Annotated in this window: 16 protein-coding genes and 1 riboswitch; of the genes, 7 read left to right on the forward strand and 9 right to left on the reverse strand. The window is 56.0% G+C overall.

What is annotated here, in order from left to right; all coding sequences use genetic code 11:
* Positions 1 to 7: 7 nt before the first annotated feature.
* Entirely contained in the window at positions 8 to 871 is an 864-nt protein-coding gene (locus tag IEY52_RS05445; RefSeq protein WP_189001038.1) for an alpha/beta hydrolase, read from the forward strand.
* Between the two features lie 114 nt (positions 872 to 985).
* Positions 986 to 1,095, forward strand: a riboswitch (SAM riboswitch).
* Between the two features lie 154 nt (positions 1,096 to 1,249).
* The gene (locus IEY52_RS05450; protein WP_189001041.1) at positions 1,250 to 2,560 is read left to right on the forward strand and encodes an O-acetylhomoserine aminocarboxypropyltransferase/cysteine synthase family protein; all 1,311 of its coding nucleotides are present in this window, start codon (positions 1,250 to 1,252) and stop codon (positions 2,558 to 2,560) included.
* Between the two features lie 159 nt (positions 2,561 to 2,719).
* On the opposite strand, the gene IEY52_RS05455 is transcribed toward IEY52_RS05450, so the two are convergent.
* From IEY52_RS05455 to ygfZ, 8 genes are all read right to left on the reverse strand, one after another.
* Positions 2,720 to 4,867, reverse strand: coding sequence for a hypothetical protein (locus IEY52_RS05455; RefSeq protein ID WP_189001044.1), 2,148 nt, complete (start codon positions 4,865 to 4,867; stop codon positions 2,720 to 2,722).
* A 489-nt stretch (positions 4,868 to 5,356) separates the two neighbouring features.
* Positions 5,357 to 5,950, reverse strand: a complete 594-nt coding sequence (locus IEY52_RS05460; protein WP_189001047.1) for a hypothetical protein — start codon at positions 5,948 to 5,950, stop codon at positions 5,357 to 5,359.
* Between the two features lie 18 nt (positions 5,951 to 5,968).
* Positions 5,969 to 7,504, reverse strand: a complete 1,536-nt coding sequence (locus IEY52_RS05465) for a substrate-binding and vWA domain-containing protein (protein WP_229684647.1) — start codon at positions 7,502 to 7,504, stop codon at positions 5,969 to 5,971.
* An 8-nt stretch (positions 7,505 to 7,512) separates the two neighbouring features.
* Positions 7,513 to 8,709 carry a toxic anion resistance protein gene (locus IEY52_RS05470; protein WP_229684648.1) on the reverse strand — a complete coding sequence of 399 codons (1,197 nt, stop codon included), beginning with the start codon at positions 8,707 to 8,709 and terminating at the stop codon, positions 7,513 to 7,515.
* 24 nt (positions 8,710 to 8,733) lie between these two features.
* On the reverse strand, positions 8,734 to 9,801 hold the full coding sequence (locus IEY52_RS05475; protein WP_189001053.1) for a hypothetical protein: 1,068 nt from the start codon (positions 9,799 to 9,801) through the stop codon (positions 8,734 to 8,736).
* A 243-nt stretch (positions 9,802 to 10,044) separates the two neighbouring features.
* Entirely contained in the window at positions 10,045 to 10,494 is a 450-nt protein-coding gene (locus tag IEY52_RS05480) for a hypothetical protein (protein ID WP_189001056.1), read from the reverse strand.
* Positions 10,495 to 10,496: 2 nt separating this feature from the next.
* Positions 10,497 to 10,922: a hypothetical protein gene (locus IEY52_RS05485; protein WP_189001059.1), complete on the reverse strand. Its 426-nt coding sequence runs from the start codon at positions 10,920 to 10,922 to the stop codon at positions 10,497 to 10,499.
* Positions 10,923 to 11,804 carry a CAF17-like 4Fe-4S cluster assembly/insertion protein YgfZ gene (ygfZ, locus tag IEY52_RS05490; protein ID WP_189001062.1) on the reverse strand — a complete coding sequence of 294 codons (882 nt, stop codon included), beginning with the start codon at positions 11,802 to 11,804 and terminating at the stop codon, positions 10,923 to 10,925.
* Between the two features lie 96 nt (positions 11,805 to 11,900).
* Between ygfZ and IEY52_RS05495 the strand changes: the two genes are divergently transcribed.
* Positions 11,901 to 12,227, forward strand: a complete 327-nt coding sequence (locus tag IEY52_RS05495; RefSeq protein WP_189001065.1) for a hypothetical protein — start codon at positions 11,901 to 11,903, stop codon at positions 12,225 to 12,227.
* A 6-nt stretch (positions 12,228 to 12,233) separates the two neighbouring features.
* On the opposite strand, the gene IEY52_RS05500 is transcribed toward IEY52_RS05495, so the two are convergent.
* Positions 12,234 to 13,262, reverse strand: a complete 1,029-nt coding sequence (locus IEY52_RS05500; protein WP_189001068.1) for a sensor domain-containing diguanylate cyclase — start codon at positions 13,260 to 13,262, stop codon at positions 12,234 to 12,236.
* A 289-nt stretch (positions 13,263 to 13,551) separates the two neighbouring features.
* Between IEY52_RS05500 and pulA the strand changes: the two genes are divergently transcribed.
* From pulA to IEY52_RS05520, 4 genes are all read left to right on the forward strand, one after another.
* The gene (gene pulA, locus IEY52_RS05505; RefSeq protein ID WP_189001070.1) at positions 13,552 to 16,863 is read left to right on the forward strand and encodes a pullulanase-type alpha-1,6-glucosidase; all 3,312 of its coding nucleotides are present in this window, start codon (positions 13,552 to 13,554) and stop codon (positions 16,861 to 16,863) included.
* Positions 16,864 to 17,150: 287 nt separating this feature from the next.
* Positions 17,151 to 20,318, forward strand: coding sequence for a bifunctional diguanylate cyclase/phosphodiesterase (locus IEY52_RS05510; RefSeq protein ID WP_189001074.1), 3,168 nt, complete (start codon positions 17,151 to 17,153; stop codon positions 20,316 to 20,318).
* Positions 20,319 to 20,587: 269 nt separating this feature from the next.
* Positions 20,588 to 21,016 (forward strand): hypothetical protein, encoded by a 429-nt coding sequence (locus tag IEY52_RS05515; RefSeq protein ID WP_189001077.1) that lies wholly within the window; start codon positions 20,588 to 20,590, stop codon positions 21,014 to 21,016.
* A gap of 90 nt (positions 21,017 to 21,106) precedes the next feature.
* Positions 21,107 to 21,442, forward strand: coding sequence for a hypothetical protein (locus IEY52_RS05520; RefSeq protein WP_189001080.1), 336 nt, complete (start codon positions 21,107 to 21,109; stop codon positions 21,440 to 21,442).
* Positions 21,443 to 21,561: the final 119 nt, after the last annotated feature.

A 21,561-nucleotide genomic window follows, 5' to 3' on the forward strand; every position in this document is an offset into this window, starting at 1 on the left:
GGCTGGCATGATTTGCAAATTTCTGCTGGCAGGTGCCCTGCTTTCCCTGCCCCTGGTGGCACAGGCCCAGGACTCCAAAACCGAACTCAACCTGCTCAACACCTTCACGGTCACCCGCGACCTGAAGTTTTATCAGAACCTGGCTTATGGTCCTGCAGCCCGCCAGAAACTCAACATTTACCTGCCCAGACAGAAAGGCACCCATCCGGTGGTGGTTTTTGTGCATGGAGGGTCGTGGCGCAATTACAACAAGGATGACTTTGAATTCGTGGGAGAATCCTTTGCCAGAGCGGGTTATGTGACGGTACTGATCAATTACCGTCTGGTACCGGATTTCTCTTACCCTGCTTTTGTGGAGGACACTGTCAAAGCTTTCAAATGGACAAAGGACCACATCGCTGAATACGCAGGCGATCCCCAGAACATCTTTGTGGTGGGGCATTCTGCAGGAGCTTACAACGTGGTGGAAGGCATCGTGAACGAAACCCTGCTTTCTGCAGAAGGCCTGAAAGCCAACGATTTCCGGGGTGTGGTGGGGATTGCAGGTCCTTATGACTTCGATCCCAAATACACCCCAGGGGTTTTTGGCACTCACCTGCAAACCGATGTGATGCCTGCAAGCCATGTGCATGGCAACCTGCCGCCTTTTCTGTTGCTGGTGGCCCAGAACGATGAACTGGTCGATCCCTCCAACGGCACCAGCATGGAAAAAGCCCTGCAGAAAAACGGCACCCCTGTTGAATTTGTGGTGGTCCCAAAAGTGAACCACGGGGAAATTGTGGGGGCACTGATGCGCAGGTTCTCAGGGTTTTTCCCTCCAGTTCGGGAAACCATTCTGAATTTTCTGCAGAAGAACCTCCGCAAGCCCTGATTTTGTCTGGTGGATCTGGCGTTTACAGCACCCTTTTTGAATAGTTGATAAAACTTGTTGACAATCAAAGCCTGTGTCCAGTACACTGGTTCCCACGTCAGAGACCTTCTGGCGCTCTTATCCCGAGTGATGAAAGGGACCTGACCCTGAGACCATCACAGCAACCGGTTCCCATTGCAACACGGTGCTTTCAGACCCGCCAGGGATGGCTGGAACGATAAGAGAAGGCATGGTTTGACACCCCATCCCCTTCTCAAAGCAGCAGACCACGATGTCTGTTTTCTGGGAGGGGGATTCATTTATCCCCCAAATTTTCACAAAGCCTCTGGCTGTCCAAGATCAGAGGAAGCCGATTCATAACATCTGAGAGGAGATTTTATGCCAAAGTTTGAGACCCTGCAGGTTCATGCTGGACAGACCCCCGACCCGACCACCCAGAGCCGCGCCACCCCCATTTACCAGACCACCAGTTACAACTTCGCAAACGCCGAACACGCTGCCAATCTGTTTGGGCTCAGGGCCTTTGGGAACATCTATTCCCGCATCCAGAACCCCACCAACGAGGTGCTGGAAAACCGCATTGCCGCCCTGGAAGGCGGAACGGGTGCTCTGGCGGTGTCCAGCGGTCATGCTGCCGTGCTGCTCAGCATCCTGACCCTGGCACAGCAGGGAGACAACATCGTCTCCACGCCCAACCTGTATGGTGGGACCTACAACCTCTTCAAGGTGACTTTGCCCCGTCTGGGCATCAGTGTGAAATTCACCTCCTCCGAAGAGCGCCCTGAAGAATTCGCCGCCCTGATTGATGAAAACACCAGGGGCGTGTTCCTGGAATCCATCGGGAACCCGGCCCTCAACATCCCTGACCTGCAAGAAATTGCACGCCTTTCCCACGAAAAAGGGGTGGCGGTACTGGTAGACAGCACTTTCGGACAGGGAGGCTACCTGATCCGGCCCATCGAGCACGGCGCAGACATCGTGATTCACAGCGCCAGCAAATGGATTGGCGGACACGGACAGGCCATCGGGGGACTGATTGTGGATGGGGGCAAATTCAACTGGGCCAATGGCCGTTACCCCCTCTTCACCGAACCCAGCCCTGGCTACCACGGCCTGAAGTTCTGGGAGGTCTTCGGAGAAGGCAACCCCCTCGGGCTTCCCAACATCGCCTTCATCATCCGGGCACGGGTGGAAAACCTGCGCGACCTGGGCACCACCTTAAGCCCCCACCATGCCAGCCTGTTCATCACAGGTCTGGAAACCCTGTCCCTCAGGGCAGAGCGCCACATTCAGAACACCCACAAACTGGCTGAATTTCTGGAAAAACACCCCGAAGTGGAGAAGGTCATTCACCCGGATCTGCCTTCCCACCCGCACCACCATCTGGCCAAAAAATACTTTCCACATGGAGCAGGCAGCATCCTGGGCTTTGAATTGAAAGGCGGACGGGCTGCCGGAGAAGCCTTCGTGAACAACGTCAAACTGGCCTCTTTGCTGGCCAACGTGGGAGACACCAAAACCCTGGTGATTCACCCGGCCAGCACCACCCACAGCCAGCTTTCCGAAGCCGAGCAACGCACTGCAGGGGTCACCCCCGGTCTGGTGCGCATCTCGGTGGGCATCGAACACATCGATGACATCATTGCAGATGTCGAGCAGGCCCTGAACAAAGTGCCAGCGCTGGTTTAAGAGCGGTCAGCCGTCAGCCATCAGCAGTCAGATTCTTTCGGTGTGTTCATGGTCGGGAAAACATCCCATCGGAACCACACCAGATGCAACAGGCTTTTGCAGGCATGATGAAACAGAAAACCCCTGAAGCAAACACTTCAGGGGTTCTTTTTGCACTTTTCAGGGCAACAGATCCAGCGTCAGGGTGGTGGTCTCTGTGATGGTGCCTTTGCCTGCAGGGTGGCTGCCCGAATAGGATTTCACACCCAGGATGGTGGTGTGGGGCAATTGCCAGTGTTTGATCAGCAGTCCTGCCTGTGGGTTGGGATCCAGCAGGGTGCCCAGTTCGCCCTCGTGCGCCCCAATGAAAGGTGAGGTCCAGGCATCAATGGGTGGAACAGGACCAGGTGCGGGGCAATGCAACTCCATCATGGGGGCAACTCCGCCTCCGGTGGGTTTTCCGACCTGCAAGAGCATTTTCAGGTCTTCGCTGTCCGGGTCATCAATCACCAGATGCACCACAGCCTGTCCAGGCGTGCCCGAAACCGTGCACTTTTTGGGGTCCAGGGAAAGCTGTTTCACATTGATGACGCCACTTCCCCGGTAGCCTTTCAGGGTTTCCCCTTCAAAGTAGGCTTCCAGTGGGAATTCGGACTGAACCACCATGCGGGTACCTCCCCCATCGCCAGACAGTCTGAGGTCTGAATCCATCAGAAATTTCAGTTTTGGAGGCTCGTAGTAATTCACAGTGATGCGCTGGTCTGCTGTTGCAGCTTTCCCACTGGAACGCACTGCAGCCTCAATGCCACGCAGGTCAGAAAGCAGTCCGGTCAGTTGCACCCCAATTCGGCCAATGTCGCTCTTGCGTTTCACCCGGTAGGCCCTGGGGGTTTTGTCGTCTTTTGTGCGGTACGTGGCGGTGGCAGAGCCCGTGTCGTCGGTGTGGGTGGGTTTGATGTCCAGGTCGCCATGTTTTTGCAGGGTGTCGTCCAGTTGCCATTCCAGACTGGTGTTTTTCGCATCCCCTGGATCGGGAACCTTGCAACCCAGGTCTCCCAGCAGGGTTTTCACATCCACAATCCCGAACAGCACGTTTTTGGAGTAATCGTCCTGAAACTGGACTTTCAGTTTCACAGTGGTCAGGAAAGGTCTGGAGGCATCATCGGGGAGTTTGCGGTACAGGTTGGGCTTCTCTACGGACAGGTCCAGTTTGAAGCCATACAGGGTCAGACTGGAACACAGCGCGTCTCTGGGCAAATCTTTCCAGGAGGTGCTGGAGCCCAGCAAATCCTGCAGGGGTCCGCCAACCAGGGTGCTCTGGGCTTTGCCTGCAGGCATGCCTTTCACCCAGTCGGTGAGCCAGTCCGTCCAGAGCAGGGCAAACAGATTGAAGTGGTTCCGGGGTTTCTGGGCCACAGCCAGCGGATGGTTCTGCACCCCGATCAGCACGTTCAAAAGGGCCATTTGCAAGGGGTCAAGAAAACCATCTCCCCACACTGAAGTGCTGCTGACCCCATCGCGAAGGGTGCGCTCCTGTCCCAGCAGCAGGATGTAGGCCAGCACGGTTTCTTCGGGTGAAAAAGAGTTCTGGTCAGCAAGACCTTGCAAGGCACAATTCAGATCGGTTTTGAAGGTCACGCCACGCTGTTTGAGGAGGTCCAGATAAGACTTCACCCCGATCAGGTTGCCCTGCTGGAAAGCCCGGTTCATCAGGGCAAGTTGCAAATCTGGAACCAGCATTTTGCTCTGTTTGAGTTGTGGCACGCTCTGGGCCAGAGGCAGCACGGGAATCCCCAGCGCCTCAAAACGCTTCTTCAAAAAGCCTGAAATGTCTTCCCCTGCATCCACACGGTCATACAGGTCTTTTGCATCCTGCACCAGATCTGCCCTGGACACTGGCCCTCCCTTCCAGGAAGGCGCAGCACAGGCTGTGACCACAGGAAGCGGCTCAGGTGGGCTGACCGGAAGCACAACAGGGGCAGCAACAGCATCCTGGGCAGTCAAAACATAAGCTCCATTTTGACGGACCACCGTCAGTTTCAACTGGTCCGTCAGGTCTGAAAGCAAAAAGTAGGGCTGGTTGTTCCTGAGGCTGAATTTGAGTTGCAACACTTTCCCCTGGTACTGCACCTTGATGCTGAGGGTGGAGGGGTCAATGCCCAGAAACTGCCCTCCTGCCGCCTGCCAGAAGGGAATTGCAGACACCCACACCTGATTCCCCTGCTGTTCTGCATCTGCCTGAATGGGGGTGTTCAGCAGGTTGATCTGGGTGGGGGCCGCCAGGGCCAGTGAGCCAAACGCCAGTGCAGTCAAAAGGATGCGTTTCATGGGGTCTTCCTCCGGGATGCTTTTTCGATGTGTTTTCTGACGATGTGTTTTCTGACGGTGTGAAGATGCTGACCTGATGATGCCTCTGCAACATAAATGCCAGACAAAGTTTCTTCAGGTCAGGACCAGCGCAAACACATTTGCCTGAGATGCTGTCAGTCTAGGGGCTTTTCGGGAAACCAGACCGACTGCCGTCACAGGGGGCTTGGGGAAGTTTTAATGGTTTTGCTGAAGCAAAACGCCGAGGGCACAGGGCAGAAAGCACAGGGCAGAAAGCATGTGCTTGTCCCCGTATGCCCTCAACACCTACCTCAAGAATGTGGTGGCGTACGGGGACCGAATGCTGGAGATCAACATCAAAACTGACTCCAGCACATCACTTAAACCCTATGCACCCCAGAATCTCTGACGTTTTAAAAAGCCTTCTGCCTTCTGCTTTTGGCCCTCGGCTCTCGGCCCTGTGCTTTCTGCCCTGTGCCCTCGGCCCCATCACAAAAACGACTCCCCCTGCTTGAAACTGTCCTCCAGAAACAGTCCATTGGCCAGCATCTTCTGGGCATCTCCCGAGAGCACACTGGCGGTCAGGGCCTGCATTCCGCTTTCCAGCACGTCCAGTTGTTCCAGCAGGATCACTTTGGCGGTTTTGCCGTCTTTGATGGGGTGCAGGTTGGCGAAAGCCGAGGGCAAATTCACGTAATTCTGCAGGGTGGTGGGGAGGTAATCCAGGGCCATCTGGCGCACCGAGTAGGCTTCTTTGCTGCCCCCCAGGGGCTTCAGTCTGGGGAGAAGTTCATCAATCAAGGACTCGATGGTTTCCACTTTTTCGATGGCTTCTTTGGGGAGTTTTTTGCGGTAGCTCTGGATCACGGTGTCCAGGTGGTTTCTGATCTCCTGGTCGCTGACCTGTTTGCGCTGGCTGCCGTAGGTTTCCTGGGGCGTGATGGTCACCCCAATCAGGTACAGTCCGGGGATGATCACGTACCAGAGGGAATTGATGCCCACAAAGTACAGCAGCAGACCGACGAGGGCCAGGGTGGTGCCCACCAGGTTTTTTCGGGAGTAAAGGTAAAGAAAAAGATTCATGCAGGTCTCCCTTTCAGCTTACTGGTAACTGCGGATTTCCTTGAAGACCTTCGCCAGTGAGTCCCGACCATTGAAGACCTTGCCTCCGGTGTCTGAAGCCAGACGGTTCATGTCCTGGTCGTCGCTTTCTCCGAAGAGGATCGGGAAGGTGCGCACCTGTCTGAGGTCTGCAGGGTACATCTGGAAGGTGTTCTCGAAGCCGCTGAGGTCCAGACCGGAGTTGTTCTCTCCGTCGCTCATCACCACGATGGTGTAGGTGCGGTTGGGATCGGCTTGCATTTCCCGACCTGCCAGATCATAAGCTGCCCGGAGGGCGCTGTAGATGCCCGTTCCGCCATCTGCCTGCAGCCCGTTGATGTAGTTCTGGATCTCAAAGTTGTCCTGTTTGCTCTGGATCAGAAAGGTTTTTTCGGGCAGGGTGTAGCTGTTGAAGGGGATAAAGGTGACTTTCTCGCGGTTCTGGAAGCTGGCGTAACGCCCGGTCAGGCTGGTGTCCTGTCCGGCCAGGTTGCTGATGGAGCTTTTGAGGTTTGAAAGCCTGTCTCCCCCCATGCTGCCACTGACGTCCAGCACGAAGATGGCGTGTGCGGGTTTGCGCTGCTCACTGAAATAGCTGGCCAGAATGTTCTGCACTTCAGCAGCCGTGGCCGGGAAAGGCAGTTCAACCAGCAGGGCATTGGGAAAGATGCTGGAAAGGGGCACATCGGTGCTGGCGGGTCTGCGCAGGGTCAGTTCCATGATCTTGCGCTGCACATCGGGTTGCTTTAAATAGTCCACCACTTTCTGGTAGGACGCCTGCTGGTCCTTGTTGAGCAGCATCAGGGGGTAATCTGCGGTGACAATCCCTTCCTGGGGATAAATCGGGTCCAGACGCTCTGTCAGTTTTCCTGACTGGTTGAGGCTTAAAATCACCGATTCGTAATTGACCATGCCGTCCAGCTTGCCCTGGTCCTGCACGAAAGCATCCGAGAGCCACCCACTGCTGCCCGCTGTGAGGGCCTGCCCTTTGAAAAAATCTTTTAAAGCGTTTTTGTCTTTGAGGGCTGCATTCAGACCCATCAGGGCCGTGAACCCACTGTTGCTGGCACTTGGGTTGGTCATGGCGAATTTCAGCTCACCGGTGCTGGCTTTCTGGGCGATGTCATCCCAGGTGACGGGTTTGTCTTTGTTCAGCCAGCCCCAGGCCTGGGCCTTGCTGTGTTTGACCCCCAGCACCACCGGAGAGAGCATGATGCGTTCCTGCTGCACCACCTTGTTGCGCGCCACCAGGTTCAGGTATTTGCCGTGTGAGAACCAGGCCAGGTCTGCAGGGTCTCCGGTGGTGATTTTTTCCACTCCATCCAGTGTTCCCACGTATTGCAGGTTCAGGGTGATGCCTGTTTCCTTTTGCATGGCGTCAAAGATGGAGGTCAGGTCTTTCAGTTCAGAGCCTGCCAGCACATTCAGGGTGGTGTTTTTGTTCTGGCCACAGGCAGCCAGCAGCAGGGGAAGCACCATCCACAACGCTTTTTGCATGGGTTTCTTGAGGGGTTTTCTGATGTGGGTTTCTGGCATAAAATCCTTTAAAGTTTGAATCCACTGTCCTGAAGGGCTGCACCCTGCGCCATTGCACTTTGCCTGCTGCGGTCCATGTAGGTCTGGGCTTTCTGCACTTCCTCGGTGAGCACATTCACGGTTTTTTGCATGCTGTCCAGCGCTTTCAGTTTGTAGCTGCTGACCTGATCCATGGTGCTGTAGATGTTCTGGAAGGCGTTCCTGAGCTGGTCGATGTTCACAGAGGCATTCATGCTCTGCTGGGTGACCTGCTCGGTCTGGCGTTGCAAAAGCCGCGATGTGGATTCGATCAGGTTGCTGGTGGTGGTGTTCAGGGCGTTGATCTGGTCCAGCACCAGTTTCTGGTTGGCCAGGGCCTGCGCCACGATCACAGCGGTCCTGAGCGCCATCACGGTGGTGGTGCTGGCCCGGTCCACGCCCTTGATCAGTTCCAGGTTGTTTTTCTTCACCAGATCGAGGGCAAGGTACCCCTGGATGCACACCGCAAGCTGGGTCAGGAGGTCCCGCACCTTCTGGCGCACGTAAAACAGCATTTCTTCCTGCACGATGCGGGCTTTTTCAGGGTCCTGCAGTTGCAGGGTGCCCAGACGGGACTCTAAAGCAGCATCAATCTGCTTCCCGACATGCACGTAACCCTGCAGGGCCTGCATGGCGTTCCAGAGGGCCACTTTTTCCTGCTCGATGGTGGCATTGTCTTTTTTCAGTTCGTCCTGGGAGCGGTAGAGGGTGTCCAGAATGCCGGACAGGTGGTTCTGGCTGGACTCGAAGCGCATGAAGTAAGAGCGCAGTTTGTTGCCAAACGGAATCAGGCCCAGCAGTTTGCGGGTTTCAAAGAGGTCTCCCTGCTTGCTGGGGTCCAGGTCTTCAATGGTGTTGCGCAGATCCACCAGGGCCTTTGAAACCGGGGAACGCTCGTCTTTGAGGATCTGGTCTCCAGTGTTGGCCGGGCGTTCCAGAAAACGGCTGGACACGCGGGCGGCCTGCACCATCTCTGCAGTGCCCATGCTGTGAATGGCGTCCAGGCGCTCTTTGAATTCAGGGCTCTGGGCATCGAGCTTCAAAACATCATCAATGAAATTCAGGGCTTTCTGGTCCAGCACCTGCACGGTCTCGGGTTTCAGTTTGACCATGCTGTCGGCCTGGGTGGGTTCAATTTTCTGCACAGGTTCCGGGGCGGTCAGGGTTTCGGGGGGGGTCAATTCCATGTTCATTCCTCCTGATTTGAGGGGTTATCTGCTTTGCTCGATGCCCTGGATCATGTTTTCCAGCACGTCGTATGTGGGTGGGTCCACGATGTCTGCCACAGCCTCTGGGCGGGCCAGTCCAGAAGACCGGGTGACCTCCTCGAAGACCTGCTGGTTCTGGCTGCGCAGGCCGTATTTTGCCGCGATGCGCTGGATGTCCGGGTCGTTGCTGAGCAGTTCCCCAAACTTTGTCCCACTGTCTGTGAAGGGCACCAGGATGTGCTTGGTGAACATGCCCGGATTGGGGTACATCAGACGCATGCCGGGACGCAGGGCGTTTTTCAGGGCTTTGTCCAGGTACTGGGATTCGTAGACCATCACCATGGGGGTCTTGCCCATACCGATCAGGAAGTAATCTTCAAACGGTCCCTGGGAGGTGCTTTCCTGATACCCCTGCTGCAAAAAGAGGGGTTTGACATCATCGAGCACCTGGGCGGCCTGCTGGGCGCTTTGCACCACGTTGTCTCCGTTGAAGATGTAACTGGCCAGTGCCAGATACATGGCCCCCGAGTTGCTCTTGGTGACATCGGTGCTGGAGATCAGGATGGGTTTGTTGACCGGGTAGGCACCGCTGTCTTTCAGGCTGTTCCAGCGCTTTTTGTCCTTGATGGCCTGCAGCAGTTTTTCCAGGTCCAGCAGGTCGTATTTGCCCTTGTTCTGGGCCAGACCGTTTTTCTCCAGAATGCTGGCGATGGGCTGCCAGGAGGCCACCACCATGGGGGTGAAGAACACCGAGAAGGTGGTTCTGGCCTTTTTGTCCTTGCGCAGTTTCTCTGCAGCAGGGGCGCCAGAGGGGAAAGCGAAGTCCATGCCATTCAGGTCAAATGTGGTGGCGATCTGCCTGGACCCGGCTTTCTGCACCTCCACCTGAAAGCCTTTTTTCTTTAAGAGGGCGGTCAATTCAGGGTCTTTGAAGAAATCTTCTTTTTCAGAGCCAATCACCCCTTTCACCAGCACCGCAGAAGCAAAACGGTCCTTGAGGGATTGATACAGGGCAAAGCCCACACCAGCGATGAGTAAAAGGGTCAGTAGGGGTGCAACTGTTTTTTTCATTTTCACTTCCAGAGTAGCGGAATTTCCTGTCTTGTACGTCTATTGCATGTCTTCTGTCTCCAATATGTCTGAGAATTGTCATGGATTTATCTGCCCATCCTGGATTTGGTCAGGTATGGGTCAGGGACGGGTCTGGATCCGTTCAGATCTGCTCTGGATTGTCATGAAAAGATCAGGAGCCTGCTGGGGTCTGGCTCCTGTTTCTTCTGGGTACGTTTGAAAGGTCCAGAGGGTTGCTTGATGTTATTGCAGGTCAGTCAAAGGCCTTCCCTTGAGAGACTGCACTGTTTTCAGCAGGTTGAAGATGCCCCAGAAAGGAGGCCCTGGTTCCAGAACCAGCACTCTGGATTCACCCTGCAGAGAACGCAAAACAAACCTGTCCCACAACTCTTTTCTGGGAGAACCAAACAGGCGAATGTCGATCTCACAGAAGACTTCGTCCAGAAAGAACATTTCCCTGGTGTCCTGAACATCCACAAAAATCCTCAGGTTGGTGATCAGGGTTCTGCGGTCTTCATGCTGAAAGATCACGATGGCTTCTTCATCAGGGTGCAGTTCTGGAAAAACATCCAGGACTGCACTGTCTTTTCCTGTGACTTTTCCTGTGAGCAAATGGGTGTTTTCACCTGTCTGGCCCCATTTGAGAAACTTCCTTCTGAGGATTTCAGCATCAAAGATGTGATGTTCTGACATCTTCACACCCTGTAAGGCCCGGAATAACTGCGCAGCATCAGGTGTCCGATCAGGTAAAACCCTGCACTGGTCAAAAGAAACACGGTCAAGGCCAGACCATGGGAGTAATTCAGGGCGGCAAACAGGGCGGGCACAGCAGGGGCACTCCCCAGGCGGATCGCCACGGTGAGGGCACTTTTGAAGGAAATCTCCTCCTGAAAAGGCCGCCCGGCCAGGGCAAGGACCCCGCAAGACAGCACAATGCTGAGGGCAAACCAGGTCCAGACATACAGGCTGCCCCAGCGTTCACCCAGGAAAATCAGACCCAGGAGGGCCACAGGCACCACCAGCACCAGAAAGGCCAGCAAATAGACCTTTCTGAGGATGGGCAAAGCCTGCTCGGGCTCGGGTCTGCGGCCTGCAGCTTTCAGTTGATCTGCCAGACGCATTTACACCAGACTCAGGACAGGCAGGGCTTCGGGCTGCGCGGAAGCTTCCTCGATGGTCACGGGGGTGCCAAATTCAATTTCCTTGCGCAGCACGGCCAGACAGGTGTCTCCCAGGCTGATTCCGGTGGTGCCCACCACTTTGCCGTCCAGGGTGATCTCGGCAAAACTGGGGATGTCCTCGCCACGCAGGCGCACCAGGTGGTTGCGGGTGTTGCCTCTGGCTTCCACACGGGCCATGATCTCCTGCCCGATGTAGCAGCCTTTCTGGTAACTCACCGCAAATTCCATGCCACATTCCTGCGGAAGGTGCCCATTGAAACCATCAATGTAGGCATCGGGAACCCCGGCCAGGATGCGTTCCATCTGCAGCTCCTCCCAGGCCGCTTCTTCCAGTTTCATGAACTCGTAGAAGTCCAGCACTTTGCTGCGCAGCAGGTGGATGTCCAGACCCACATTGGCACTCCGGCGGATGCGGGAGACCAGCACCGTGAAGTCCTCTTCCCACTGGATGTGCTGGGTGTCGGGTCCCTCGCGGTTCCAGCCTGGGAGTTCGCTTTCGGGATCGTCGCCCCACAGGTGGAAGGTGGCCAGCGTTTCGGTGGTGTCCTCGATTTCCACCTGATCGAAAATGATGTACTTCTTGAACCGGGCCGCCAGCATGGCCGCTTCATCTTCTGGGAGGTGCACATACAGGTCGCTTTCCCGGCGGTACACCTGCGCCACCTGCTCGATCTGGCCTTTGACGTTCAGGAACAGGGAAGGGACCCTGCCAGGGGTAAGGGCGCTTTTCAGGTTTCCGGTCATCTGTCCGGTCAGAAAATCCAGGCGGTCCTGTCCGGTGACACGCAGACTGGAACTGGGAATGCGGGTATAACGTACCATAAGTTCAAGAATACGACCTCTGGGCTTTTTCAAGCGTTCACAACTCTACAAAGGGAGGCCCGATTTTGACAGGGCAGCCCTGGAAGGATGGACAACATGGAAAAACTCCGCAAACCGAGCATGCTGCGGGTGCAAATTCTGGGCGGCGCATGGGTGCTGATGCTGGCTGTGCTGCTGGTCAGCCTGCTGTACACCGGAATGGACGCCTGGTACATCCTGCAGGCCAGCCATTTTGCACGTCTGGCTTACATGAACACCCTGGTGCTCTCTGCCCTGATGGCGGCTTACATCGTGATCCAGCATGACAACTGGCTGCGGTTTCCCTTCGCAGTGGCGACGCTGTTTCTGGGGGCTTTTGCTTTGTTGCCTTATCTGGTGATCCGGGATGTGCTGATCCTGAAAAACCAGATCCCCACCCGCTGATCCGGGTTACTGGGGTTCTGCAGGGCCTGCCGCTTCGGACCCCAGTTCATTCTTGACAGCCATTCCGGCACTTTTGCTCTTGGCCAGGTACATCGCCTGATCTGCCACATGGTACAGGGCATCTTCGGTGCGGGCATCCTGCGGAAAGAGGGCCACCCCGGAATTCAGTTGCACCGAAAAATCCGGGAAGCGGTGCCTGAGGGCGTCTTGCACCTTTGCCACCACCCGTTCCACCACTGCAACATCCGCCAGGGTCAGCAGAGCGAATTCATCTCCGCCCAGACGGTAAACTTTGCCCATGCCACGGGTGTGTTGCCTGAGGGCCTCCCCCACTGCGGCCAGCACCTCATCTCCGGTCTGGTGGCCGTAATTGTCGTTGATCTGTTTGAACTTCTGGATGTCCATGACCACCAGCGCAAAAGGGCTCTGGGAGAGGATTCTTTCATCGATGGACAGCATGAACGCCCGACGGTTGCCCAGATCGGTGAGAACATCGGTGTGGGCCAGTTCGTTCAGGTCATGCCAGAGTTCTGCATTGGAAATGGCAAAACCCAGGTGCTTGGCCAGCAACTCTGCAAAATGCAAATCTTCTTCGTCAAAGAAATCTGCTTCATAGGATTGCCAGGACAGGGCTCCCACCGTGCCTTTCTGGGTTTTGAAAGGCACCCCCAGCCAGGAACGGGTGGTCAGTGTGGACACTTCAGTGAAAGTTGAGCGCACCACAAAATTGCGGGTCCTCAGGTAAGACTGAAAATCCCCGGTCAGGATGGTTTCCCCTCTCAGAACACACTCGATCAGACCATCGTCCCGTCTGGGGCTGGTGAGCTGGGTGTGAATGCCTTCTTCGAGGACCTCGATGCCCAGCAGGTTGGGGTATTTCTGGTTGACCAGCGCAATCAGCATGATGGGCACCTGCGCCACCCGGTGGGCCAACTGGTACGTGCTTTTGATGATTTCTGAAGTGGTCTTGTCGTGGGAGATCAGTTCGAGAATCTCAAAAATGGCCTGATAACGGGCGATGCGTTGGTCGGTCATGCGCTGTGGTGCCCCTCTGTGCGGAAGTACCTCAGCTTAACATGGGGGGTGAGGATTTCATGTGCGTGAAAGGGACGAGAGCCGAGAGCCGAGAGCCGAGAGCCGAGAGCCGAGAGCAAGGTAAATGCTGAAACTGAGGGTGTCAATCCAATGTTTTCCAGATTCACCAAAGCACAAGCAATTGCAATACAGATTGCCCTCGGCTCTCGGCCCTGCGCCCTCGGCATCCCGCTTCCATTTGTATTTTGGAACCGCTTCAACGTAAAATGCTTCTGTAAGGAGACAAACCATGAGAAAACTGCTGTTCGCGTTCAGCGCGCTCGCCAGTCTGACCTGTGCTCTGGCCCAGTCGCTGCCTGAAGGCACTGCCCGGGTCCACTACTTCCGTCCAGATGGCAACTACGAGGGCTGGGGATTGCACGCCTGGGAAGACGCCGGGGTCAGTGTGTCCTGGGACAAACCCCTGCAACAAACTGGCAAGGATGAATTCGGAGTTTACTTCGATGTCAAGCTGAAAAACGATGCCAGGAAACTCGGCTTTCTGGTGCACAAGGGGGACACCAAAGATCCCGGCCCGGACCAGTTTCTGGACCTCACCCAGAGCAAGGAAGCCTGGATTGTGTCGGGCAGCAGCAAGGTCAATGTCACCCTGCCTGACACCGGGCAACCCAAAGTCAGCAAAGATGCAAAACCTGCGCCTGCACAGCCTGAAGGCACCCTGCGCATCAATTACAACCGCCCAGACGCCGTTTATGAAGGCTGGGGACTGCACCTGTGGGAGGATGCTGCTGTGTCTGTAGAGTGGGGCAAACCCTTTGCCCAGACGGGCATCACCGATTATGGGGCTTTCTGGGATGTGCCCCTGAAAAACGACGCTGCCAAAGTGGGCTTCATTGTGCACAAGGGAGACGACAAGGATCCTGGCCCAGACATGATGTGGGACAAATCCTTGCCCCGGCAGGTCTGGCTGGTCTCTGGTTCCAGCAAGGTCTTCACCGAGAAACCCGACCTCAGCAGGCAGGTGGTGGGAGATCTTGCCAAACAACAGGCCCACTGGCTCACCAAAAATCTGGTGGCTGTCAAATCCAGCCTGATCAAACCCGGAGCCAAGTATTACCTCAACTTCGATGTGAATGCGGGCCTGAAACTCTCTGCAGATGGGATTGAGGGGGGCCGCAACATCGAACTGGAATATGTTCCCGGTGGCCTGAATGAAGTGCTGGCCCAGAATTACCCCCAGCTGCGGGATTATGCCATCCTGAAACTGCAGGACCGAGACCTCAGCAAGATCCCCAACATCCTGTCCGGTCAGGTGGCGATTTCGGCCATTGGCAGCGACAAAAAGCCCATTGATGTCACAGGCATCCAGACTTATGGGGTTCTGGACGACATGTTTGCCTATTTTGGCAACCTGGGTGCCACTTTCGAGAAGAACAACATCCAGTTGAAACTGTGGGCACCCACCGCCCAGACCGTCAAGGTGATGGTGTACAACAACGCAGGCGATGCTGACCCTGCAGACCAGATTGAGCCCAGCTTCGACAATGGGGTGTGGAGCACCACCCTGCCCAACACCTGGAAGAACAAGTTCTACCTGTATGAGGTGAGCGTGTTCCATCCTGCCACCGGGAAAATCGAAACCAGCCTGGTGACCGATCCTTACTCGGTGGCCCTGACCGTCAACAGCAAGAAGAGCTGGCTGCTGGACCTCACGGACCCCTCCACCCAGCCCAATGGCTGGACGGTGTACCCCAAACCTGCCCTGGAGAAGCCCACCGACCTGTCCATTTACGAGCTGCACATCCGGGATTTCTCTGTCATGGACCAGAGCGTGCCTGCGGCAGAACAGGGCACCTATCTGGCCTTCACCGAGCAGAACAGTGCAGGCATGAAGCACCTCAAGTCCCTGGCCGATGCCGGTCTCAAGGCCATCCATTTGCTGCCCAGCTTTGACATTGCCACCATCAATGAGAACAAGGCAGACTGGAAAACCACCCCGGACCTGAGCGGCTTTGGTCCTGCAGACACCCGCCAGCAGGAAGAAGTCAACAAGATCAAGGATCTGGATGGTTTCAACTGGGGTTATGATCCCTTCCATTACATGGTGCCAGAAGGCTCTTATGCGGTGAGCCCCACCAACCGCACAAAAGAGTACCGCCAGATGGTGATGTCACTGAACCAGGCAGGGCTGCGGGTCATTCAGGACGTGGTGTTCAACCACACCAATGCTTCTGGTATGGCTGAGAAATCCGTGCTGGACAAAATCGTTCCCGGCTACTACCAGCGCCTGAACCTGGATGGTGCTGTGGAGAACTCCACCTGCTGCTCCAACACCGCCACCGAACACAAGATGATGGAAAAACTGATGATCGACAGCCTGGTCTTCTGGGCGAAGCAGTACAGGATCGACGGTTTCCGTTTTGACCTGATGGGCCACCACATGCTGCAGAACATGAAGAATGTGCGCAACGCCCTGGACGCCCTCACCGTTGCCAAAGATGGCGTGGACGGCAAGAAAATTTACCTGTACGGCGAGGGCTGGGATTTCGGAGAGGTGCAGGGTGGCAAGCGCGGTGTGAATGCCGTCCAGCAGAACATGTACGGAACTGGCATCGGCAGCTTCAATGACCGCATCCGGGATGCCCTGCGTGGCGGAAGCCCCTTCACCGATCCCAGAGAGCAGGGCTTTGCCACAGGCCTGCTGACCTCCTTCAACGGCTTTGGGGTGACAGCAGGTCAGAAAGACCGCCTGAACAACCTTGAGGACGTGCTGAAAGTCAGCATTGCAGGCAACCTGCGGGACTTCACCTTCAAGAACGCTGCTGGTGAAACCGTGAAAGGCAGCCAGGTGCTGTACAACGGCAACACTGCAGCAGGCTACGCTGCAAGCCCTCAGGAAGACATCAATTACGTCAGTGCCCACGACAACGAAACCCTCTTCGATGCCATCCAGTGGAAAGCGCCTGCTGGCGCAGACCTCAACACCCGTGTGCGCATGAACAACCTGTCCCTGAGCGTGATCATGCTGTCTCAGGGCATCCCCTTCTTCCATGCTGGAGACGATTTGCTGCGCAGCAAATCCCTGGATCGTGACAGCTACAACTCTGGCGACTGGTTCAACCAGCTGGACTTCACCTACCAGACCACCGGCTGGGGCAAAGGTCTGCCCATTGCAGAGAAGAACCAGGACAAGTGGGACATGATGCGCCCCCTGCTCTCCAACCCTGCCCTGAAACCCTCCAGCAGCAACATCCTGCGGGCCAGAGACCACTTCCAGGATCTGCTGAAACTGCGTTACAGCTCTGACCTGTTCAGGCTCTCCACCGCCAGAGAAGTGCAGAACAGCCTGGTTTTCCTGGATGCGCCTGCCAGCGTGGTGGCCTACACCCTCACGGGCGCAACCAGTGCGAGCAACCCTTACAGCAAGATCGTGGTGGTGTTCAATGCCAGCCCTGAAATGCAGACCATCCAGACCGGCGTTTCTGGCCTGACCCTGCACCCTGTGCTGCAAAAAAGCACCGACAGCCTGCTGAAACTGGTGCAGGTCAGTGGCACCCAGGTGAACGTGCCCGCCTGGACCACCGCTGTGCTGGTGAAGTGAACAGTTCACAGTAGACAGTTCACAGCAGGCAAGTCACAAAACTTACTGCCTTTCATGGGTTCCTCCTCTAAACTGGGAGGAACCTTTCTTTTGGATCATTCCTCAGCCCCCATGCCAGCAGTGCACATTGTCAGGAACAGTTTTCAGGGTTTCACAGGAATTCAGAATTGTGAACTGCACACTGTCCACTGTGAACTGAAATTTAGAAACCTGTTTGAACTTTGGCGTTACAATGAAACCAACGTTCAAAACGTGTTCCTGTCACTTCGGCATCAGAGGAGGCTTACTTGATCCCCTTCCACAAAAATCCTTTAGGACTCCCCAGGGTGTCCTCGACGCTGAAACAACTGCTTCAGGGGGCGCAGGGCTGGATGTTCCTGGTGTCTCCTGAGGGTAAAATTCTGCAGGTCAGCGAGTCGGTCAGCCGGGATTTGCACCTGGATTCCCGCCTGAGCGGCCTGCCCCTGCAAGATCTGGATGCCTGGACCCCAGAAAGCCGGCAGAAACTGGAACACCTGTTCGGGAATGCTCCCCTGCCTGCAGAAATCCAGCTGGACATGACCAGCCATCAGGGTTTGCACTTCACCCTCACCCCCATTCAGGGGCCCACCGGGAAAACCACCAGTGTGGTGCTGGAAACCCAGCCCCAGCAAGCCGCTGACCAGACCCTCTCCGGAGTTCTGGAACACGCCCAGATTGCGCTGGCGGTGCTGGATGGCAACGAAAAACTGCTGTGGGGCAACCGTGCCCTCAGCAAACTGCTGGGGGTGCCCCACGAAGACCTGTCACAAGTCCATCTGCCAAGGGTGATTGGCATGTCGGTGGCAGACCGCTCGCTGGACGATTTGCAGTTTCACACCAAATGGCTGCGCGAAGACGGTCAGGCCATCTGGATCAATGTGGGGGTGCGCCAGATCGCTCCCTTCGACACAGGCACCCCTTACACCCTGCTGGAGCTCTCAGATGCCACCGCTGAGCTGTCTGTGCGGCACGAACTTGAGGGCATGCGCAGCCAGCTGGAATTTGCTTTGCAGAGCAGCGGGGTGGGCACCTGGGAATGGGAGGTGCAGTCCGACACCCTGACCTGGGATGCCCGCATGTGCGAGATGTACGGGCTGCAGCAGGACACCTTTCTGGGGCGCTTTGCAGACTGGCCTCCTCTGGTGCACCCGGAAGACAGCGCCAAGGTGGTGGGGTTCACCTTTCAGGCCCTCAGTGGTCACAGCAACGAGGCAGAATTCCGCATCCTGCTGCCAGACGGCTCGGTCAGGCACACCAAGGTGGTGGCCCACCAGATCAAAGACGGCGCAGGACACACCCTGAAAATCATGGGCACCAGCTGGGACATCACCCGCGAGAAACGCATCGAGCTGGATTTGCGAGAAGCCCACCGCATCGCCCAGATTGCCAGCTGGAAATGGGACCTGGTGCACAGCACCCTGGACTGGTCCGATGAATTTCGCAGGATGCTGGGGTTCACTGCAGAGGCCCCGGTGCCGGACATCGACACGCTCAATGCGGTGCTGGCCCCCCACAGCCGCCAGACCCTGCAAGAGGTGATGCAGGAGGCCATTCTGAATCAGGATGACTTTGCCCTGGATGTTGAACTGCAGGGCAAAAGCAAAACCCGCTGGCTTCACCTGAAAGGCCGCATCGCCCAGAACCGTGAAGGGCAGGCCGTGATGGTGTATGGCACGGCCCAGGACATCACCGAAAGCAAAACCGCCCGTGAAGAGTTGCTGATCCTCTCCAACCGCCTGCTGCTGGCCACCGAGGCGGGCGGCATTGGCATCTGGGAGTGGGACAGTGCCAGCATGTGCATCGAGATGGACCGCAAAATGTGCGACCTGATGGGCCTCCCGGAAGGCAGCCCTTCAAATCAGGATGTGTACCGCATGATCCACGAGCGGATCCACCAGGACGATCAACTCCTGCTGGAAGAATTCTTCCGCTCTGTTGCAGAAGGCAAACAGCAGGGCCAGGACATCCTGCATGCAGATTTCCGAGTGCTGCTGCCCCGAAACAGGGTGCGGGTTCTGCGCTCCCATGCCAAGGTGCTGCCGGGCAGCAACCCCGGTTCTTACCGCATGCTGGGAACCGCCTGGGACATCACCGACCAGAAGACCACCGAGCACCTGATCCGCCACCAGGCCAACCACGACGCCCTCACCGACCTGCCCAACCGCCGCCTGTTCTTTGAGTTGCTGTCCCAGGAAATCAAGAACACCCAGCGCACCGATCAGGCCTGCGCGGTGCTGTTCATCGATCTGGACCGTTTTAAAGAGGTCAACGACACCTACGGCCACCAGGCTGGAGACGAGCTTCTGAAAGAAGTCTCCAACCGCCTGAAAATGTGCACCCGTGCCAGTGACGTGCTGGCGAGACTTTCTGGCGACGAGTTCGTGATCATGCTGACCCACCTCACCGAAATCACCCCTGCCGCCATGATTGCAGAGCGGATTCTGGCCATCCTGTCCCACCCGGTGCGGATTGGCAGAGAAAACCTCACCATCACGGCCAGCATCGGGATTGCGGTTTATCCAGACGATGCAGACGACGCCAACAAACTGCTCATCTACGCCGATCAGGCCATGTACAACGCCAAAAATGAAGGCAAGAACCGTTATGCTTTCTTCCAGAAAGCCATGCAGGATCAGGCTGTGGAGAAACGCACCCTGACGGTTGAACTGAACCAGGCCATCAAACGCAACGAGCTGGAGATGTACTACCAGCCCATCCTGGACCTCAACTCCCACCGCATCGTCAAGGCAGAGGCACTTTTGCGCTGGAAACACCCCGAAAAAGGCTTCATCAGCCCGGCGGTGTTCATTCCCATTGCCGAGGAAAGCGATCTGATTCACGCCCTGGGCGACTGGGTGTTCCGAACGGTGATCCAGCAGGTCAAAGTCTGGAACCGCCTGGACATGCAACCCATCGATGTCTCGGTGAACGTTTCTGCCAAGCAGTTTCTGCAGAAAGGCACCATGGAGCGCTTCATGGGATACATCCAGGAGGCAGGCATCAGCCCGGACCGCCTGATCATCGAGATCACCGAAAGCGTGTTCCTGCAGGACGCTTTCGAGATTGCCGAACAGTTCCGCCTGATTCAGGAGGCCGGAATCCGACTGGCCCTCGATGACTTCGGAACCGGGTACTCCAGCCTGAATTACCTGACCCGCTTTGACACCCGCTTCATCAAGATCGACCGGTCTTTCGTGAAGAACCTGGAGACAGACACCTCCAGCCCCATCATCGATGCCATCATCGCCATGAGCCACCAGCTCGGCAAAACCGTGATTGCCGAGGGCGTGGAAACCCTGGAGCAGGTGGAATGGCTCAAAGCCCGCGATTGCGACTATGTGCAGGGATACTACTACGCCAGACCCATGCCCGCAGGTGATTTTGTGAAATTTGTGGAGCAATTTCTGGAGCAGCTCAACCCTGAAAATCCCTGAGCATGCACCTCAACCCAACCACACAACAGCAAGCATCCACCTGTCTCGGCACAGGTGGATGCTTCATGCACGCTGCAATGGCAGCAAGACCCATCAAGTTCACAAAAGGGATGCTCATCTGCTGAAAATCAGAAAGGATTTGAATGGTTTCATTGTAAAGACCTGCGCTGAAACACCCCTGAAAACCAGGCTTCAGAAAGTCTTGAGGGTTGAAAGGACAGCCAGGGTGTTTTAGAGAGCTATCATGATCTCCCCTTAGACTGCTAGCTATGAAGAAAGCAATCGCTGTTGCAACTGTCCTTCTGGGAACGGCTGTGGGTCCTGCTGCCCTGGCTGCATCTGACGTTTTCACTCCTGTTGCTGCCCCCCAGATGGTCAGTGACCTGATCCTTTATCCTGGTGCTGCCCGGCTGGTCGAGCCCAAACAAAAAGCCAAAGTGGACGCTTCGGTCACCAAGATTTTCGGGGCCTTCAACATCAAATGCAGCAGCATCGAGGAAATTTTCTGGAGCACCAAAACCCCCCAGGAAAAAGTGCTGACAGGCTTCAAGGTGCAGATGGACAAATTAAAATACACCTATGAGGTGGTCCAGCGCATCAAAACCGGATCTGTCATCAAAATCAACGCCGGAAAACAGCAGTTGCACGGCCTGTGGGATTACAGCGCCAAAACCACCATGCTGGCCCTGTGCAAGTGAACCTGACAGGCTCTGCCTTCCCGCTGCAAAGCGGGATTTTTTTTAGCTTTTCCGTGCCCAGATCTCACCCCCATCATGAATCATGAAAGCATGGATGAAAATCAGAACAAACACCTTGAATTGCTTGCTCCTGAACGCATCATTGATCTGGCCAACCAGGGATTTGTCCTGGACCTTGAGGCGCCCATGATGGTCATCACCCGTGACCTGGGCGGCACCATCACCACCGAAATCACAAAAGAGCAACACGAAGCCCTCAGGCGTGTCCGTGACATGGAAGCTGGACTGCTGCACCAGTACTGGGTGGGCGACGAATGGAAAGCCGGAGATCGCCTGAACTACCAGTCTCCGCTGGTGCTTCCTGAACAGCCCAATGCAAATGGCAAATATGCTGTGGTGCTGCACCTCAACCGGGTGATTCACTGAAGCTGAAAACCAGATCAAACTGGACAACAAAAGAAGATGAACCTGTTAGACTTTTGCACACTCCGAGAACACAGATCAGAATGGAGTGAGCATGACACGCAGAAAGACCAACACCTACA

It is taken from the genome of Deinococcus roseus (assembly GCF_014646895.1).
In the GTDB taxonomy this organism is placed as follows: domain Bacteria; phylum Deinococcota; class Deinococci; order Deinococcales; family Deinococcaceae; genus Deinococcus_C; species Deinococcus_C roseus.

What these genes read in the sequence shown, in the direction of transcription:
- IEY52_RS05445 (WP_189001038.1), top strand. Translation starts at nt 8, where the DNA reads ATGATTTGCAAATTTCTGCTGGCAGGTGCCCTGCTTTCCCTGCCCCTG.
- IEY52_RS05450 (WP_189001041.1), top strand. Translation starts at nt 1,250, where the DNA reads ATGCCAAAGTTTGAGACCCTGCAGGTTCATGCTGGACAGACCCCCGAC.
- IEY52_RS05455 (WP_189001044.1), bottom strand. Translation starts at nt 4,867, where the DNA reads ATGAAACGCATCCTTTTGACTGCACTGGCGTTTGGCTCACTGGCCCTG.
- IEY52_RS05460 (WP_189001047.1), bottom strand. Translation starts at nt 5,950, where the DNA reads ATGAATCTTTTTCTTTACCTTTACTCCCGAAAAAACCTGGTGGGCACC.
- IEY52_RS05465 (WP_229684647.1), bottom strand. Translation starts at nt 7,504, where the DNA reads ATGCCAGAAACCCACATCAGAAAACCCCTCAAGAAACCCATGCAAAAA.
- IEY52_RS05470 (WP_229684648.1), bottom strand. Translation starts at nt 8,709, where the DNA reads ATGGAATTGACCCCCCCCGAAACCCTGACCGCCCCGGAACCTGTGCAG.
- IEY52_RS05475 (WP_189001053.1), bottom strand. Translation starts at nt 9,801, where the DNA reads ATGAAAAAAACAGTTGCACCCCTACTGACCCTTTTACTCATCGCTGGT.
- IEY52_RS05480 (WP_189001056.1), bottom strand. Translation starts at nt 10,494, where the DNA reads ATGTCAGAACATCACATCTTTGATGCTGAAATCCTCAGAAGGAAGTTT.
- IEY52_RS05485 (WP_189001059.1), bottom strand. Translation starts at nt 10,922, where the DNA reads ATGCGTCTGGCAGATCAACTGAAAGCTGCAGGCCGCAGACCCGAGCCC.
- ygfZ (WP_189001062.1), bottom strand. Translation starts at nt 11,804, where the DNA reads ATGGTACGTTATACCCGCATTCCCAGTTCCAGTCTGCGTGTCACCGGA.
- IEY52_RS05495 (WP_189001065.1), top strand. Translation starts at nt 11,901, where the DNA reads ATGGAAAAACTCCGCAAACCGAGCATGCTGCGGGTGCAAATTCTGGGC.
- IEY52_RS05500 (WP_189001068.1), bottom strand. Translation starts at nt 13,262, where the DNA reads ATGACCGACCAACGCATCGCCCGTTATCAGGCCATTTTTGAGATTCTC.
- pulA (WP_189001070.1), top strand. Translation starts at nt 13,552, where the DNA reads ATGAGAAAACTGCTGTTCGCGTTCAGCGCGCTCGCCAGTCTGACCTGT.
- IEY52_RS05515 (WP_189001077.1), top strand. Translation starts at nt 20,588, where the DNA reads ATGAAGAAAGCAATCGCTGTTGCAACTGTCCTTCTGGGAACGGCTGTG.
- IEY52_RS05520 (WP_189001080.1), top strand. Translation starts at nt 21,107, where the DNA reads ATGGATGAAAATCAGAACAAACACCTTGAATTGCTTGCTCCTGAACGC.